This window comes from Hyphomonas sp. UBA3195, assembly GCF_002366485.1.
Classification (GTDB): domain Bacteria; phylum Pseudomonadota; class Alphaproteobacteria; order Caulobacterales; family Hyphomonadaceae; genus Hyphomonas.
Genome location: NZ_DEXB01000045.1, coordinates 79,696 through 95,134 on the forward strand (window position 1 = coordinate 79,696; position 15,439 = coordinate 95,134).

The 15,439-nt window shown below is 58.9% G+C and carries 10 protein-coding genes; 1 reads left to right on the forward strand and 9 read right to left on the reverse strand.

The window, feature by feature from the left end; translation table 11 throughout:
- Positions 1 to 80: 80 nt before the first annotated feature.
- A complete protein-coding gene (locus B2344_RS13575) occupies positions 81 to 1,202 on the reverse strand; it encodes an endo-1,4-beta-xylanase (protein ID WP_290485396.1) in 1,122 nt (373 codons plus the stop codon).
- A gap of 132 nt (positions 1,203 to 1,334) precedes the next feature.
- Here B2344_RS13575 and B2344_RS13580 point away from each other — a divergent pair, with 132 nt between their 5' ends.
- The gene (locus tag B2344_RS13580) at positions 1,335 to 3,056 is read left to right on the forward strand and encodes a glycoside hydrolase family 43 protein (RefSeq protein ID WP_290485397.1); all 1,722 of its coding nucleotides are present in this window, start codon (positions 1,335 to 1,337) and stop codon (positions 3,054 to 3,056) included.
- A 73-nt stretch (positions 3,057 to 3,129) separates the two neighbouring features.
- On the opposite strand, the gene B2344_RS13585 is transcribed toward B2344_RS13580, so the two are convergent.
- The 8 genes from B2344_RS13585 to B2344_RS13620 all read right to left on the reverse strand — a co-directional run bounded on the left by B2344_RS13585 (position 3,130) and on the right by B2344_RS13620 (position 15,407).
- The gene (locus B2344_RS13585; protein ID WP_290485398.1) at positions 3,130 to 5,706 is read right to left on the reverse strand and encodes a glycoside hydrolase family 3 protein; all 2,577 of its coding nucleotides are present in this window, start codon (positions 5,704 to 5,706) and stop codon (positions 3,130 to 3,132) included.
- A 76-nt stretch (positions 5,707 to 5,782) separates the two neighbouring features.
- Complete coding sequence (locus tag B2344_RS13590; RefSeq protein ID WP_290481347.1) at positions 5,783 to 7,210, reverse strand: sugar porter family MFS transporter; 1,428 nt, start codon at positions 7,208 to 7,210, stop codon at positions 5,783 to 5,785.
- Positions 7,211 to 7,439: 229 nt separating this feature from the next.
- Positions 7,440 to 7,820: a hypothetical protein gene (locus B2344_RS13595; RefSeq protein WP_290483172.1), complete on the reverse strand. Its 381-nt coding sequence runs from the start codon at positions 7,818 to 7,820 to the stop codon at positions 7,440 to 7,442.
- A gap of 98 nt (positions 7,821 to 7,918) precedes the next feature.
- Complete coding sequence (locus tag B2344_RS13600) at positions 7,919 to 8,953, reverse strand: DUF3137 domain-containing protein (protein WP_290483171.1); 1,035 nt, start codon at positions 8,951 to 8,953, stop codon at positions 7,919 to 7,921.
- A 67-nt stretch (positions 8,954 to 9,020) separates the two neighbouring features.
- Positions 9,021 to 10,748, reverse strand: coding sequence for a dihydroxy-acid dehydratase (gene ilvD / locus B2344_RS13605; protein WP_290485399.1), 1,728 nt, complete (start codon positions 10,746 to 10,748; stop codon positions 9,021 to 9,023).
- Positions 10,749 to 10,810: 62 nt separating this feature from the next.
- Complete coding sequence (locus B2344_RS13610; RefSeq protein ID WP_290485400.1) at positions 10,811 to 11,800, reverse strand: isoaspartyl peptidase/L-asparaginase family protein; 990 nt, start codon at positions 11,798 to 11,800, stop codon at positions 10,811 to 10,813.
- Positions 11,801 to 11,843: 43 nt separating this feature from the next.
- Positions 11,844 to 14,585 carry a valine--tRNA ligase gene (locus B2344_RS13615; protein WP_290485401.1) on the reverse strand — a complete coding sequence of 914 codons (2,742 nt, stop codon included), beginning with the start codon at positions 14,583 to 14,585 and terminating at the stop codon, positions 11,844 to 11,846.
- A gap of 81 nt (positions 14,586 to 14,666) precedes the next feature.
- Positions 14,667 to 15,407 (reverse strand): DUF2497 domain-containing protein, encoded by a 741-nt coding sequence (locus B2344_RS13620; protein ID WP_206992983.1) that lies wholly within the window; start codon positions 15,405 to 15,407, stop codon positions 14,667 to 14,669.
- Between the last annotated feature and the right edge of the window lie 32 nt (positions 15,408 to 15,439).

The window sequence follows — 15,439 nt, forward strand, 5'->3', positions numbered from 1 at the left end:
CGCCGACTTAACACCCAAACCTCAAGCCTTTATGTAATTTTTTCAAGACGATTCAGCCAGATGGGGTAATGTGGCGCAGTTCACGCACGGGTTGGCGCAGCCTTGAGCGCGGCCGCGACAGCGTCACGCATCAGCTTGGGGCGATAGCTGGAATCGTAAAGAGTCGGTCGTTTCTCTATCCCGTCTTCGCGCGGTTTGAATCCCTGCAACCAGCTGTGACTATCCGCCAGACCCCACATCAACAGATCCTTGGTCTCCCGATAGCTGAACATCATGTCGAGATAGTCCCGCGTAAACGCGGCAATCTCCTGGTCGCGCTGAACAATGCCAGGAGCCATCATCGAGTCATTCACATCGAATTCGGTGAGGTAGATGTCCAACCCCATACCGATGGCCTCTTCCACGAAGTCCCGCCAGACTTTTTGCTGGGTCGGCGTAAAGGCCGACGGCGGCGCATCATTGGAATGACTTTGAATGCCAAGTGCATCAATGGGTGCCCCGTTGCGTTTCAAACGCTCGAGCATGCGCAGCACGCCTGTGCGATGTTTTTCGTGGCTGGGCTCCCAGCTCATATAGTCGTTGTACGCCAGCGTTGCGTCCGGCGCTGCTGCGCGTGCCGTGCGGAACGCGAACTCCAATACGTCCGGCCCCATGACTCGGGTAAAAGAGGTTTCACGGATATCGCCGGTTTTCGGGTCAATAGTCTCGTTCACGACATCCCAGGAATAGATGAAATCAGCATCCCGCGACGCCACCGCTGTGATGTAACCGCCCAGGACGGCTTCTGCTTCCGAGGCGTTCGCAAAATCTGAGTCATTGATCCAGTCCGGGAGCCATTGCGGATGCTGCCACAACAGAGTGTGGCCCCGCATACCGAGATTGTTCGCTTTCGCAAACGCCACCAGCGTATCGCCCGGCGTCCAGTTCATGGCATCCGGGGTTGGCTGAATCGTGTACATCTTGTGTTCGTTTTCGGCTACGATGACGGCGCAATCTCGCAAGACAATATCGAGATAAGCCGGATCGGAGACCTCGCGCACATCCATGGCCGTGCCGAAACGGATGCCCTTTGCGGCGGCCAAATCCTTCAACGGCTCGGAACCCGTCCCAAGTTGCACGGCTGGCCCGCCTGCCGACGTGCACGCTGCACCCGTTGCCGACGCCATCAGAGCGAGCGCATGGCGTCTTGTAAATTTGGACATCGAATTCCTCCCGGTTGATTTCGGCTCTTGGCGGCCTTGGCATAGCGATAATGATAACGCTATCATATCGTGAATTGAAACCGGGTCCATACCGGTAGAACGACAGAGGGAGTCGGAAGCGTGATTATTCAAATGCGACATTGGAAGGCGTTTGCCAGTTTCGGGGCGATCGCGATCGCAGCGTCGTGCGGCAGTGTCAGTGCGCCTGCGCCTGCGCCTGCGCCGCTGGAAACATCGGAAGCCCGCTTCTCCTATCTGACATATAGCGGCACTGACCCGATCTTTGATCTGCCCGTCTCCGACAGTCAGGCTCGGAATCCGATCCTGGCCGGATACTATCCAGACCCCAGCATCGTGAAAGTCGACGCCGACTACTACCTCGTGAACTCATCCTTTACCCACTATCCGGGTATCCCGATCTTCCACAGCCGAGACCTGATCAACTGGACCCAGATCGGAAATGTGATCGACCGGCCGGACATGCTCGACTTTTCCGGGCTGACCGTGTCGCGAGGTGTGTTTGCGCCGACAATCGAATTCCATGGCGGCGTCTTCTACGTGATCAATACCTGCGTGGATTGCGGCGGCAATTTCGTCGTGACGGCTACCGACCCTGCCGGGCCATGGTCCGACCCGATCTGGCTACCCCATATTGGCGGGATCGACCCGTCGCTTTTCTTTGACGAGGACGGCAAGGTCTACATCCTGAACAATGACGCCCCTGAGGGCGAGCCCCTCTATGAGGGGCATCGCGCGGTCTGGATCCGCGAAGTTGATGCACAAACGTTCGAACCGGTTTCGGATGCGGTCGTAGCGGTGAATGGCGGCCTGGACTTGTCCGAACAACCCGTCTGGATCGAGGGGCCGCATCTCTACAAGGTTGATGGCAAGTACGTGCTTAGCGCTGCTGAAGGCGGAACAGGCCCGCAGCACTCGCAGGTGATCCTCATCGCGAAGTCCCCCTTGGGGCCGTTTACGCCCCATCCCGATAACCCGATCCTGACGCAACGCGACCTACCGGAAGACCGGGCCGAACCGATCACTTCGGTTGGCCATGCTGACTTCACCCAAGATTCTGAGGGCAATTGGTGGGCCGTATTCCTTGGCACGCGCCCCTATCAAGGCAACGAATACAATACCGGCCGCGAAACTTTCCTCATGCCGGTGTCATGGGACAATGGTATCCCACGCATCACCAAGCCCGGCGACGTCATCCCGCACGTCATTGATCGTCCCGCCCTGCCGGCGCAGCCGAAGGCTTCTTTGCCGCTGACTGGTAACTTCACCTATACGGATGAGTTTGAGGAAGACGTACTTCCGCTGCACTGGCTGACGGTCAGAATACCTGCCCAGAAAGCGTATCGACTGGAAAATGGCGAACTCGTTCTGGAAGCGCGCGCAGACGGAGTCGGCAGCCCTGGACAGCCTTCCTTTCTCGCGCGGCGGCAGCAACACACAAATGCTGAAGCCTATACAGAGGTCTCTTTCGTGCCGGAAGATAGTGACGACGAAGCGGGAATTGCCGCTTTCCAGAATGATGCGGCCTATTATGCGCTCGGCTTGTCGATGAGTGAAGACGGGAAAGCGATTGTGCGGCTGCGCAAGCGCGCTGGTGACGCGACAGACAAGGACGGTGAGATCGTCGCAGAGGTCCCTGCAGCCGCGCCTTTGGGGGCCTCCCTCAAACTGCGGATCGTATCACGGGGCCCTGAGATCGACTTCTATCAGGCTGCCCGAGGCGACGACTGGGAGCCCGTGGCACTCGGCGAAGACAGCACAATTCTGAGCACGGAAAAGGCTGGTGGGTTTGTCGGTACGCTTCTCGGTGTTTATGCCCAGTCCGCCGGAGACTGATCATTAAAAATGAAAATGGCGGCCTTCGAACGAAGGCCGCCATTTGATTTCAGACCTATCTTTCAGGCTGGCGCTATTCAGAGCAACCTTGATCACGCTCGGAAGGTTCGAAGCGGATGTCCGCCACTGCCACTGTCCCAGCATCCATCGTTCCGATAACCGCCGGGATCTGCACGGCAGTAAGGTCAGTCAGACCGAGACAGGCCGCAGGCGCTCGGTATTCCGCCCAGTCGGAACCTGTGACGGTGATCTGCTCAACGGCTTCGCAATTGCCATTCTGGTCGCAAGAGCCACTGACGGATATGACGTGCTCCCCGCCATCCGGCACCTTGGCTGCGATTACGATGTCCAGCGCGGCGTCGCCAGCCGCATTCAGATTGACCGGATTGGCAAAGGAACCAATGGACAGGACGCCAGTCGGATCCGACCATGAAAGCACCAGTCCATCCTCCTGAATTTCGTAGTCCGTCCGACTGATCGAAAGGCCCGCCAGTTCGGTAAGCCCCGGCTGCAGCGTCGTGTAAGCCCCCTCAAACGCGAGGAGCGCGCCCCAGCGGTCTCCTGGGCGTCCGCGCCTGAACAAGGTCCGCGGATCCGCATTGCCCATGAGGTCTTCGGACAGACCCGGATCTTCACTCAGCTCTCCAAGCTCGGTTGCGTCAGAGGCATAGCTGAGGCCGTACCCGTAAGCGAATAGCGGCTCATAAGGTGTGTCTTCCGAATTGAGACGTGACGGCTGGGCTGTCGCCGGCCATGAGAAGGAGAGACGTCCCGTAAAGTCGAAGTCTGGTTCCGTCTGGAATAGCACATCGGCAATCCCGGCACCTTCGGAGCCCGGGAGCCAAGCTGCTACGAACGCATCGGAGTCATTGAGTTCGGGATTTACCCAAAGCGGCCGACCCGACAGGAAAACCGACACGACCGGCACGCCCTTGTCCTGGAAGGCTTCGAGCTTGCTTGTGTCAAAACCATTCGGCACAAAATCCATCGTCCGAATATCGCCGATGCCTTCAGCGTATGGATTTTCTCCGTACACAGCAATTACAACATCCGCATCTACATTGGACTCTCCTGTGGGGTCGAAGATCAGCGTTCCGCCGCCCGGCAGCAGCGCATCCTCAATACCTTCCAGAATGGACTGTCCATTGGGGAAGTGGCCATTGTCATAACCACCGCCCTGCCAGGACAAGGTCCAGCCACCAGCGGCCTTGGTGATACTGTCTGCGCCATCACCGATCACGAGAATGGTTTGCTCCGTGCTGAGCGGAAGGAGATTGTCATTGTTCTTCAGCAAAACGAGCGATTCCCGCACGGCGCGGCGGGCGATCTCTCGGGCCTCGGGCGTTGCCATCAGGCTCTCGTCGTTCGCTCCAGGGCGTTCGCTTGGCGCAGGCTTGTCGAAAATGCCATAGGCGAGCTTCACACGCAGGATACGGCGCACGGCATCGTCGAGACGCTCCATCGGGATGTTGCCATCCTTGGCGTGCTGGAGCGTACTTTCATAGAGCCCCTTCCAGCTGTCCGGTGCCATGTACATATCGAGCCCAGCATTCAACGACTGTGGACAGTCGGTATTCGTACAACCCGGCACCTGGCCGTGACCATTCCAGTCACCGACAACAAAACCAGTGAAACCGAGGCGGTCTTTCAGCACTTCGGTCAGCATGACGTGGCTGCCATGCATCTTGACACCCTGCCAGCTGGAGAATGACGACATGACGGTCTGCACACCGGCTTCAAGCGCGGTGAAATAGCCTTGGGCGTGAATGTCGATGAGTTCCTGTTCGGTGGCGAGCGTCTCGCCCTGATCGATGCCATCTTGTGTACCGCCGTCGCCGACATAGTGTTTGGCACTGGAAATGACACGGCCCTCGCCGAGAAAGTCCTCATCATCCGGACGGCCCTGCAATCCGTAGACAATCCGTTCGGCATATTCGCGGACAATTTCAGGGCTTTCTGAATAGCCCTCATAGGTGCGGCCCCAGCGGTCATCGCGCGGAGTGGCGATGGTCGGGGCAAATGTCCAATCATGGCCGGAGACAATGAGTTCCTCGGCGGTAATGCGGGCAATGTCTTCGATCAGGTCCGGATCATTGGCAGCGCCAAGACCAATATTGTGCGGGAAGATGGTCGCACCAAACAGGTTCGCATGGCCATGCACGGCATCGATGCCCCAGATGACGGGGATGGCGATTTCAACACCTTCTGGATCGACCGAGGCGTGCCAATAAGCGTCCGCATCCGCGAGCCACGCGTCCATGGACGCGAACGGTTCGTCACCGGGCGCCGAGCTGCCACCACTGAGAACGGACCCAAGGCGATAGGCCTTTACTTCTTCAGGGGTCACACTGTCGCTGTCCGCCTGGATGACCTGACCGACTTTCTGCTCCAGAGTCATCTTCGCCATGATCTCGTCAATGCGCGCTTCGATCACAGGGTCGAGATCCGGCACAGTGATTTCGGGCCAAAGTTCTGGTGTTGCGACGAGATCGTGCTCAGTCATGAGCGCGGTCTGCACGGGCTCTGCAGCTACCATTGTTTCGTTGGCATCGGCATCGGTCGGCGTATGGCTACACGCGGCAATGAGCGCCACACTAGCCACGCCGCCGAGCAGCGAAATGATTGACGATTTCCGGACAGCCTTGGCCATCGCGACCTCCCTTGTTCAGTTTTTAAAAAAATGCCCTCGCCGACAGATCGGCGAGGGCGGAATGTATATGCCGGGCCTAACCCTGCATTTCCTCGAGTTCGAGACCTTTGGTTTCCCTGACCGCCTTGAAGACGAAGAAGACGGAAATCAGCGCACACACAGCGTAGAAACCGTAAGCACCCGCCAGACCGATACCAGCCGTTGCCAGCATGATCGGAAAGGTCATCGTGATCGCGAAGTTGGCGATCCATTGCGCAAAGCCGGAGATGGCGAGACCTGCGCCGCGAACTTGGTTCGGGAACATCTCACCAAGGGCGACCCACATGACAGGGCCCCATGACGCGTTAAAGAACACAACATAGGCATTCGCGGCGAGCAGAGCGATCAAGCCAAAGCTGCCGGGCAGACTGACTGCCCCATCAATCGTGACCGCTTGTGAGAAGCAGAATGCCACGATGGCAAGTGTGACCGTCATACCGACCGAGCCCATCCACAATAGTGGTTTGCGACCGATCCGGTCGATCAGCAGCAGCGCAATGATCACGGCAATAATCGAGACCGCACCGGAAATGATGTTGATCAGCAAGGCGTCGCTTTCGGAGAAGCCAACCGCCTGCCAGAGCACGGCGCCATAATAGAAGACGACATTGATACCAACAAGTTGCTGGAACACGGCAAGACCGATACCGACCCAGACAATGGGTTTGAAACCGAATTGACCAAGCGCGTCCTTGAGGGACGGCTTGTGATCATTGGCAAGCGACTGCTCGATCTCGTCGACCTTGCGGTGAGCGGCCTTGGCACCAGAGAGACGCGAGAGCACCGAACGCGCCTTGTCTGTAGAACCTTGTGCCACGAGGTAGCGCGGGCTTTCCGGAATGAACAGAAGGGCCACGAGGAAGAATGTAGCCGGCAGCAATTCCATCCAGAACATCCAGCGCCACGCTTCAAAGCCGAGCAGCCATTCATTCATGGCAGACCCGCCAGTTGCTTGCGCGATCAGATAATTGGACACGAATGCCAGAAAAAGCCCGCTGATGATGGCGACCTGCTGGATCGACGTGAGGCGACCGCGATATTTGGCCGGAGCAACCTCGGAAATATAAGCTGGTGACATGACGCTTGCCGCGCCGACCGCAAGACCACCAATGATGCGATAGACGACAAATTCCGCCGACGAGCCCGCTACACCGGAGCCCCATGCGGAGATTATGAAACAAACCGCAGCAACGATCATCATCGTGCGACGACCGAACGCATCCGACAATGTGCCTGCCAGTGCCGCGCCGACCGCACAGCCAAGCAGCATGGAGGCAACGTTGAAACCTGTGCCCATTTCTTGCGAGTTGAAGGCAACACGGAGACCATCAACAGTTCCGTTGATGACGCCTGAGTCAAAACCAAAAAGAAATCCGCCGATCGTGGCGACGGCGGTGATCAGCAGAACCTGGCCAAAACTGCCCTGTCCTGTATCCATATTTACAGTCGATGATGCGTCGCTCATACCGCGCGCCCTCCCTTGTTTCGCGGCAGGCAACCCCCTGCCCGCTTTTTGCTTATACCGAAGTCTAGCCTCGAATGTTATCGCCAACAAGAAGTCTATCAAAATTGAGTTGTCAACGTTGACAAGTGTTTCTGCTGCAACGGCTCCTACGAGTCGGGGCGACGACGATGCGCCAGTTGCGCATCATCGCAGGCTGAGGTCCAGCACGAATGGAGTAGGGAATTGCCGCCTATTTGGCGGTGGCGCAGCTCTGATTATATGAGGCAATGTCCTGATTGAACTGGCGTGCAACGGCTTGCAGCCCACGCTCTTTTGCCATCAGCTCCTTCCTGGCAGTCTGATAGGCAGACTTGGTCTCATCAGCCGTCACAGCGTGCGCAGGCGAGGCCAAGCGATGGATTTCGGCGTCTTCCCAAACCTCACCCAACTCTTCCACACGGATCGCCAATTCATCACGTTTGGCCTGCAGCGTTTCGATCTCCGCCTTCTTCGGCGCCATGGTTGCCGTCATGGCATTGCACCGCTTCACGTCCGCAGTCGTCATCGCCTGAGCGACGGCTGTTTGTGCAGCAATGACAAGCATGAAACTGGCGACAATGGATTTCATCATGAAACGGGACCTCTTGCTAAGTTCACGCTTTTTATGGCGGAAAGTCACTGAAGCAAAGCTGAACGCTGTTGCCCCCGAACTGCCTCATTTGAACGATCTCAGTCGCGCTCCTGGCCTTCACGGGCACGACCGATAATGACAGCATCCATGATGCGGAATATGGCCGCAAAATCAGTCAGCAATTCCCGCACGCGATCCACACTATCGAGGGGTTTGAACATGCTGCCAGGCTCAAACAGGTTCCCTCCCTCCAGTGTGATGAACATCTCTCCACCATCAAAACACGCCTTCAGCCGACCGCCGTGGAATGCCTTTTCCAAGTCGACAAGATTTTGCATGAGGTCCGGCGTCAGGAGGTAGCGGCTCTCCACCTGATCGGTGGTGTAGACCTCAAATATCTTTTCAAACACCGGGTCTTCCAGCATGGCACGGGACATGCCCTTTCCCCCGCCAAACCGGTTGAAGAAGCCCGAATCACGCGTGATCAGCGTGCGGCCATAGAAGCGCTTGGAAAACTCGAAGCGCAGGCATTGGCCCTTGAAGACCGTTCTCCAGCGGGTTTGCGTATTGCCTTTGGAATCGGTCGACGTACTGCGCTCTTCGAGATGCGCCTCGAACAATTCGAAATCCACGCCTTTGCGCCGTCCCGTCAGCCGATCCTCATAATTGGCGCGGTCCCAGCTGGGCACGATTCCAACATCATGATGCTTGTAGATAGAGTCGACAGAGCCGGGCTCCGCCAAGAATTGCAGACCAAGCTTTCGCACAACGGGCAGGACAATCAGATCCTTGGCTTCCTTGCCAAGTCGACGCACATCACGGCCTCCCCAGTACAGATAGCCCACACCGACCACCACAGCGATGATTGCTGCGAAGGGATGCCGAACAAGAAGCACGCCAGCAAGCGCACCGAGAACAGCAACCGCGATCCCCACATAGCGGGCTTGTCGCGCCTTCGCGACGGCGACTTGTCGTTCGGCCTCACGAGTCAAAAGCGCTGGCCTGATCTCATCCTGGAACAGGCGGGGAAACTCCTGGAATTCCTCTGGAAGATCACCCAATGCCTTTACAACATCCGGATCGAAAGGAGGTTGTGACGGGAGTGGATCGGTCGATGGCATATCCTGACTCATCTGGGGCGGCCTCTCATAAACAGACCGCCCCAGTTAAGCTTGGATTCCGTGACAGGTAAAACCTGTATCAGATATCGGCGTAGACGTGCCGCTCACCCGCGAAGCCCGGATGGGTCGTCGCGCCCTTGTGTGCAGGGCCGACCAGCGCGGCAAATTTTTGCAGCGCACCGGAGCCATAGGCCGTAATACGCGGCTTCCACTGACGCTTGCGGTCTTCCAGCTCAGCAGGCGTCAGGCGGACATCAATCGTGCCTTTTTCGGCATCGATCGTGACGATGTCGCCATCCTTCAGCAGGCCGATGGGGCCGCCTTCCTGCGCTTCAGGGCCGACATGACCAATGCAGAAGCCACGCGTTGCGCCGGAGAAGCGACCATCAGTAATCAGGGCCACCTTGTCACCCATGCCCTGACCGTAGATCGCGGCAGTGGTCGACAGCATCTCCCGCATACCGGGGCCACCCTTGGGGCCTTCGTATCGGATGACGAGAACTTCGCCTTCCTTGTAGTCGCGGTTGGACACGGCTTTGAAACAGGCTTCCTCGCCGTCAAAGACGCGCACCGGCCCGGAGAATTGCAGCGTGTGCAGTCCGGCCACTTTCACGATGGCGCCATCGGGGGCGAGCGATCCCCACAGGCCAACGACACCGCCGGTTGGCGAGATCGGATTGGTTGCCGGATAGATGACCTTCTGGTTCGGGTCCCACTCGATGTCTTCGAGGTATTCTGCCCAGGTCTGTCCGGTGACGGTCAGGCAGTCGCCATTGATCAGGCCGGATTCGTGCAGCGTCTTCATCAGCATGGGCACGCCGCCTGCTTCGCCGAAATCCTTGGCAACATAGTCGCCACCGGGTTTGAGGTTCGCGATGTAAGGCGTCCTCTGGAAGATCTTCGCGACGTCTTCGAGATCGAACTGAACGCCGCACTCATGCGCCATGGCTGGCAGATGAAGCGCCGCATTGGTCGAGCCGCCGGTCGCGGCGACGACGATGGCCGCATTCTCGAAGGCTTCCCGCGTGCAGATGTCGCGCGGGCGCAGATTCTTCTCGACCAGTTGCATCACCACTTCACCACTGGCCACGGCATAGCCGTCACGGTCGGTGTAAGGCGCTGGCAGCGCCGAGGAGAGCGGCAAGGCGAGGCCGATGGCCTCAGAGACGCAGGCCATCGTGTTCGCCGTGAACTGGCCGCCGCACGCCCCGTCGCCAGGACAGGCGACCTTTTCCAGCGCGTGAAGTTTCTCGGCGGTCATCTCGTTCGAGCCAGCGGCATGCGCGCCCACGGCCTCGAACACGTCAAGCACGGTGACATCGCGGCCCTCATAAGAGCCCGGCAGGATCGATCCGCCATAGAGGAAGACGCTGGGCACGTTGAGGCGCAGCATGGCCATCATCATGCCCGGCAGGGATTTGTCACAGCCGGCAATGCCGACCAGCGCATCATAGGAATGGCCACGCATGGACAGTTCGACAGAGTCCGCAATCGTGTCGCGGCTGACCAACGAAGACCGCATGCCCTCATGCCCCATCGCGATGCCATCGGTCACTGTGATGGTGCAGAATTCGCGCGGAGTGCCGTCGCCCTTCTTGACGCCTTCGGAAGCCGCATGTGCCTGACGCATCAGCGCGGTGTTGCAGGGCGCGGCCTCGTTCCAACAGGACGCAACGCCAACGAGGGGCTTCTGGATGTCCTTGGTCGACAGGCCCATGGCGTAGAGATAGCTGCGATGCGGCGCGCGCTCCGGCCCTTGTGTAACGTGGCGGGAGGGCATTTTCGATTTGTCCCAAGTCTTGCTCATGACGGTCCTATCCTGTGTGTTCTGCAATGCCCCTAGCGCGCAATCCTGTTGCGGAAAAGGGACTATTCGCCGCCATAGATGGCAGTTCTTGCCCCTGAAGCATCCACGACCCCACGATACATGCCTTCGGAGTTGAAGACGAAGGCATATCCGCCATCCCCATTCACCACAATGACGCCGCCATCGCCGCCCAATTCCGCGACTTCCGCGAGCGTGGATGTTGCAGCCGGTTCGATTTCGTCGTCAGCAAGTTTCACTCTGTCGCAAATGGTCTTTGCCACGCCCACGCGGATGAAATATTCGCCGTGTCCAGTTGCAGACACGGCGCAAACGCCGTTCTCGGCATAGGTCGCTGCGCCAATCAGCGGCGAGTCCCCGATCCGGCCCGCTGCCTTGGCTGTCATGCCGCCGGTCGTCGTCGCCGCGGCAAGATTGCCGTCCTGATCGATCGCGACCGCGCCGACGGTGCCATGACGATCGGCGGCGGTCCGAACGCGCTCTTCGAGCACGCGCTCCAGAGACTGCCTGCGCCGGTCCGTGTCGAAATAGGAATTGTCGACCATGTCGAGCCCCTGCGCTTCAGCAAAAGCGTCGGCCCCCGATCCGGCGAACATGACATGTTCGGACTTGTCCATCACGGCGCGCGCCGCCTTGATCGGGTTGCGTACGCGGGTGACGCCAGCGACGGCGCCGGCATTGCGGTCGCGGCCGTCCATGATTGATGCGTCGAGTTCATGAGTACCCGCCGCGGTGAACACGGCGCCGTGGCCGGAATTGAAGAGCGGATCGTCTTCCATCGGGATGACAGCCGCCTCGACCGCATCCAGCGCGCTACCACCGTTTCGGAGCACGGCTGCGCCAGCTTCCAACGCAGTCTCGAGCGCTGCGGTGTAAGCCGCTTCCTTTTCCGGGCTCATGCCTTCGCGGGTGATCACGCCTGCACCGCCATGGATCACCAGCCGCCACTCGGTCATGGTGGGCCCAGGGTCCGGGGTCGCAGCGCACGCGCCGAGGAGGACCGCCGACGCGATCACCAGTTTGCGGAAATTCATGAGAGCAACTCCTGTTCATGCTGAAACAGGATGCCCGCATTGGTCAGAGACCTTCAAGCCCCTTGCGAGCAGCTTTCAGCTTTTCCCTGCGCGCGGACCAGTCACGGATCCGCTCACGATTCTCTTCAACAATCTCTGGCGGGGCGCGCGAAACGAATTTTTCGTTTGAAAGCTTGCCCTCGGTGGATTTGATGTCCTTGTCGAGTTGGGCCAGCTCCTTGTCGAGCCGATTGCGGGCCTCGTCGATGTCGACAATGTCGGCCACCGAAAGCGCAGACATGGTCTCGCCGATGACCGCAGTCACCGCACCTTCGGGGGTCGCATCCGTCATCGAGATGTCTTCAAGGCGCGCAAGGCGCTTCAGGACGTCCTCATGGCTCATCGCGCGGTTTTCGATTTCCGCGCCGGCATTGACCAGGGTCAGCGGCAGCTTGGAGCCCGCCGGGACACCGAGATCGTTCCGGAGCGAGCGCAGCTCGGTAATCATGTCGATCACCCAGTTGATCTCTTCAGCGGCAGCCTCATCCGTGAACGGCTCAGTCGATGGCCAGGACTGGTGCATCAGGAAGCCCTTGGCCTCTGCGCGGCCCTCAGCGCGGCGCTCCCACAACTCTTCCGTCACGAACGGCATGAAGGGATGGAGCAGCTTCAGCGATTCATCCAGCACATAGCCGCAGACCATTCGGGTTTCCTGCTTGGCGGCATCGTCCATGCCTGCCAGCAGCGGCTTGATCAGTTCGAGATACCAGTCGCAGAGCGTGTTCCAGATGAATTTGTAGAGCGCGCCCGCAGCTTCGTTGAATTTGTAGTCCTCAATGCCCTTGCTGACTTCTGCCGCGCATTGGGAGAGTTCGGACAGGATCCAGCGGTTCACCGGGCTTTCGACCCTGGCATAGTCGATCTCGCCAGGCGCGCCGCACTCATTCATCTCGGCAAAGCGGGCCGCATTCCAGAGCTTGGTGGCGAAGTTGCGATTGCCTTCGACGGCCTGTTTGGAGAGCCGGATGTTGCGCCCCTGCCCGGCCATGCGGCCCATCGTGAAGCGCAGCGCGTCGGCACCGTATTCGTCGACCAGTTCCAGCGGGTCCATGGCATTGCCCTTGGACTTGGACATTTTCTGGCCCTTCTCGTCGAGCACGAGCGCGTGGATGTAGACGTCCTTGAACGGAACTTCCCCCATGAATTCGAGGCTCATCATCATCATCCTGGCGACCCAGAAGAAGATGATGTCGAACGCGGTAACAAGCGTCGCGGTCGGGAAGAAGGTGTCGAGATCGACCGTCTTGTCCGGCCAGCCCTGTGTGGAAAACGGCCAGAGGGCGGAAGAGAACCAGGTGTCGAGAACGTCTTCATCTTGAACAAGCTTCTTGCCTTTGCCGGCTTGCGCTTGAGCTTCCGCTTCGGTGGACGCAACGTAGGCATTTCCATCTTCGTCATACCAGGCCGGAATCCGGTGTCCCCACCAGAGTTGGCGGGAGACGCACCAGGGCTGAATGTTTTCCATCCAGTTGTAATAGGTCTTTTCCCAGTTCTCCGGGACGAATTTGGTCTTGCCCTCTTTCACCGCGGCGATGGCAGGCTTGGCCATCGTCTTGGCGTCGACATACCATTGGTCCGTCATCCACGGTTCGATGACGACGTTTGAGCGGTCGCCAAAAGGCTGCTCAATCTTGAGGTTCTCGATTTCCTGCAGGAGTTCAGCTTCCTCGAAAGCCGAGACAACTTTCCGGCGTGCGTCAAAGCGACCCAAGCCGCGATACTCAGCCGGAATGCCGGCCGTGTCAGCCTCTTCGCCGTCCACGATATGCGCGGTCGCATTCAGGATGTTCAGCGGTGTGTGGCCCGCGCGCTTGCCGACTTCGAAATCGTTGAAATCATGCGCGGGGGTGATCTTCACGGCGCCAGAGCCCTTGTCCGGGTCGGCATACTCATCCGCAATGATCGGTATACGACGGCCGACAATCGGCAGTTCGACAAACTTGCCAATCAGGCCTGCATAGCGCGGGTCTTCCGGGTGCACAGCGACGCCGGTATCGCCAAGCATGGTTTCCGGACGGGACGTGGCGACGACAATGTAGTCGCGCATTTCCTGTTCGGTGACATTGCCGTCTTCATCCTTGACCGGATGCAGATAGGTGACGCCGTCCGCGAGCGGGTAGCGTAGATGCCAGTAATGGCCCGGCACTTCGCGCTGGTCGACTTCAAGATCCGAGATCGCAGTCTGAAAGTGTGGGTCCCAGTTCACGAGCCGCTTGTCGCGATAGATCAGGCCCTTCTTGTGGAGCTCGACAAAGACCTTCGTCACCGCGCGCATCATGCTGTTGTCGGGATCGTTGCGGTCGCCCATCGTGAAGGCTTCCTTTGACCAGTCGCACGACGCGCCGAGACGTTTCAGCTGGCCGACAATGGCACCGCCGGATTCCTCTTTCCAGTTCCACACGCGATCGACAAAGGCCTCGCGACCCATGTCGCGGCGGGTGACATTGTCACCGGACTGGGCCATCTGGCGCTCGACCACCATCTGCGTTGCGATGCCGGCATGGTCGGTGCCCGGCTGCCACAACACATTCTTGCCGCGCATGCGCTCGAACCGGATCAGGACATCCTGCAACGTATTGTTCAAGGCGTGGCCCATATGCAGGACGCCGGTGACGTTGGGCGGTGGTATTACGATGGAATAGGCTTGTGCAGACGTGTCGCCGGAGGGCTTGAAGCATCCGTTTTCTTCCCAGGCCTTGTACAGGCGGGGTTCGGCTTCGGCGGGGTCAAATCTTTGATCGAGCATCGTTTCAGGCGTATTCCATGTAAAAGAAAAGGCGCGCCAGTGACGGCGCGCCCTTCCCTATAACGTATTTGTCAGGAGAGGCTAGCGCGCCATGCGGGCAATGCGCTGTACTTCGGCCTCGACCTTTTCCTCGACGATCTTTGCCAGGTTGGCATCGAGCCAGTCCTTCATCATCGGCTTGAGCATCTCGCGCACGAGGCCCTCGATCGTATTGTCGCCGCCCATGTCCATTTTGGAAATGAGTTTGCCAAGTGCACCAGCGGCCACATCGGCAGTCTGGTCGTCGGTCAGGATGGTTTGCTGATAACGTGCGGTAGCCGCCATGTCTTCCTCCACGGATACGGATGCAGCCACCGGTTCGGGGGCAGCGGGTTCTGGTTCAAGCTCTGGTTCGGGCTCCGGAGCGACTTCTTCAACGAGCGCTTCGGGAAACACTTCTTCTACGACTTCCTCAGCCTCTTCGGCCTTGGGGGCCGCCACGACAGCGCGCGCCGCGCCAAGCATTTCTTCGAAGCTTGGCGGCTCGCTGACTTCGTCGGCGCTGGAGTCGAATTGCTCGAATTCTACTTCAAAGGCGTCTTCGTCAGCCACGACCTCTTCGGCAGAAGCCTCGTCCGCTGCCGGTTCGTCCTCGAACATGACGTCATCAATATCGTGCAGATCATCCTCATCGAATGAGGCTTCAGCCTCGACAGGCGCGGAAGTCTCTTCGGCGTGCGCCGATTCTTCCGCCTGTGGAGCCGTGTCATCATCTGAGATGATCTTGCGAATCGACGCGAGGATTTCCTCCATCGTCGGTTCTTTGTGTGCTTCATTGGCCATGGCCAGCCCCTTGATATTTGGTGCAGTGCGAA

Coding starts and splice junctions, on each gene's coding strand:
- B2344_RS13575 (WP_290485396.1), bottom strand. CDS start 1,202: ATGTCCAAATTTACAAGACGCCATGCGCTCGCTCTGATGGCGTCGGCA.
- B2344_RS13580 (WP_290485397.1), top strand. CDS start 1,335: ATGCGACATTGGAAGGCGTTTGCCAGTTTCGGGGCGATCGCGATCGCA.
- B2344_RS13585 (WP_290485398.1), bottom strand. CDS start 5,706: ATGGCCAAGGCTGTCCGGAAATCGTCAATCATTTCGCTGCTCGGCGGC.
- B2344_RS13590 (WP_290481347.1), bottom strand. CDS start 7,210: ATGAGCGACGCATCATCGACTGTAAATATGGATACAGGACAGGGCAGT.
- B2344_RS13595 (WP_290483172.1), bottom strand. CDS start 7,820: ATGATGAAATCCATTGTCGCCAGTTTCATGCTTGTCATTGCTGCACAA.
- B2344_RS13600 (WP_290483171.1), bottom strand. CDS start 8,953: ATGAGTCAGGATATGCCATCGACCGATCCACTCCCGTCACAACCTCCT.
- ilvD (WP_290485399.1), bottom strand. CDS start 10,748: ATGAGCAAGACTTGGGACAAATCGAAAATGCCCTCCCGCCACGTTACA.
- B2344_RS13610 (WP_290485400.1), bottom strand. CDS start 11,800: ATGAATTTCCGCAAACTGGTGATCGCGTCGGCGGTCCTCCTCGGCGCG.
- B2344_RS13615 (WP_290485401.1), bottom strand. CDS start 14,585: ATGCTCGATCAAAGATTTGACCCCGCCGAAGCCGAACCCCGCCTGTAC.
- B2344_RS13620 (WP_206992983.1), bottom strand. CDS start 15,407: ATGGCCAATGAAGCACACAAAGAACCGACGATGGAGGAAATCCTCGCG.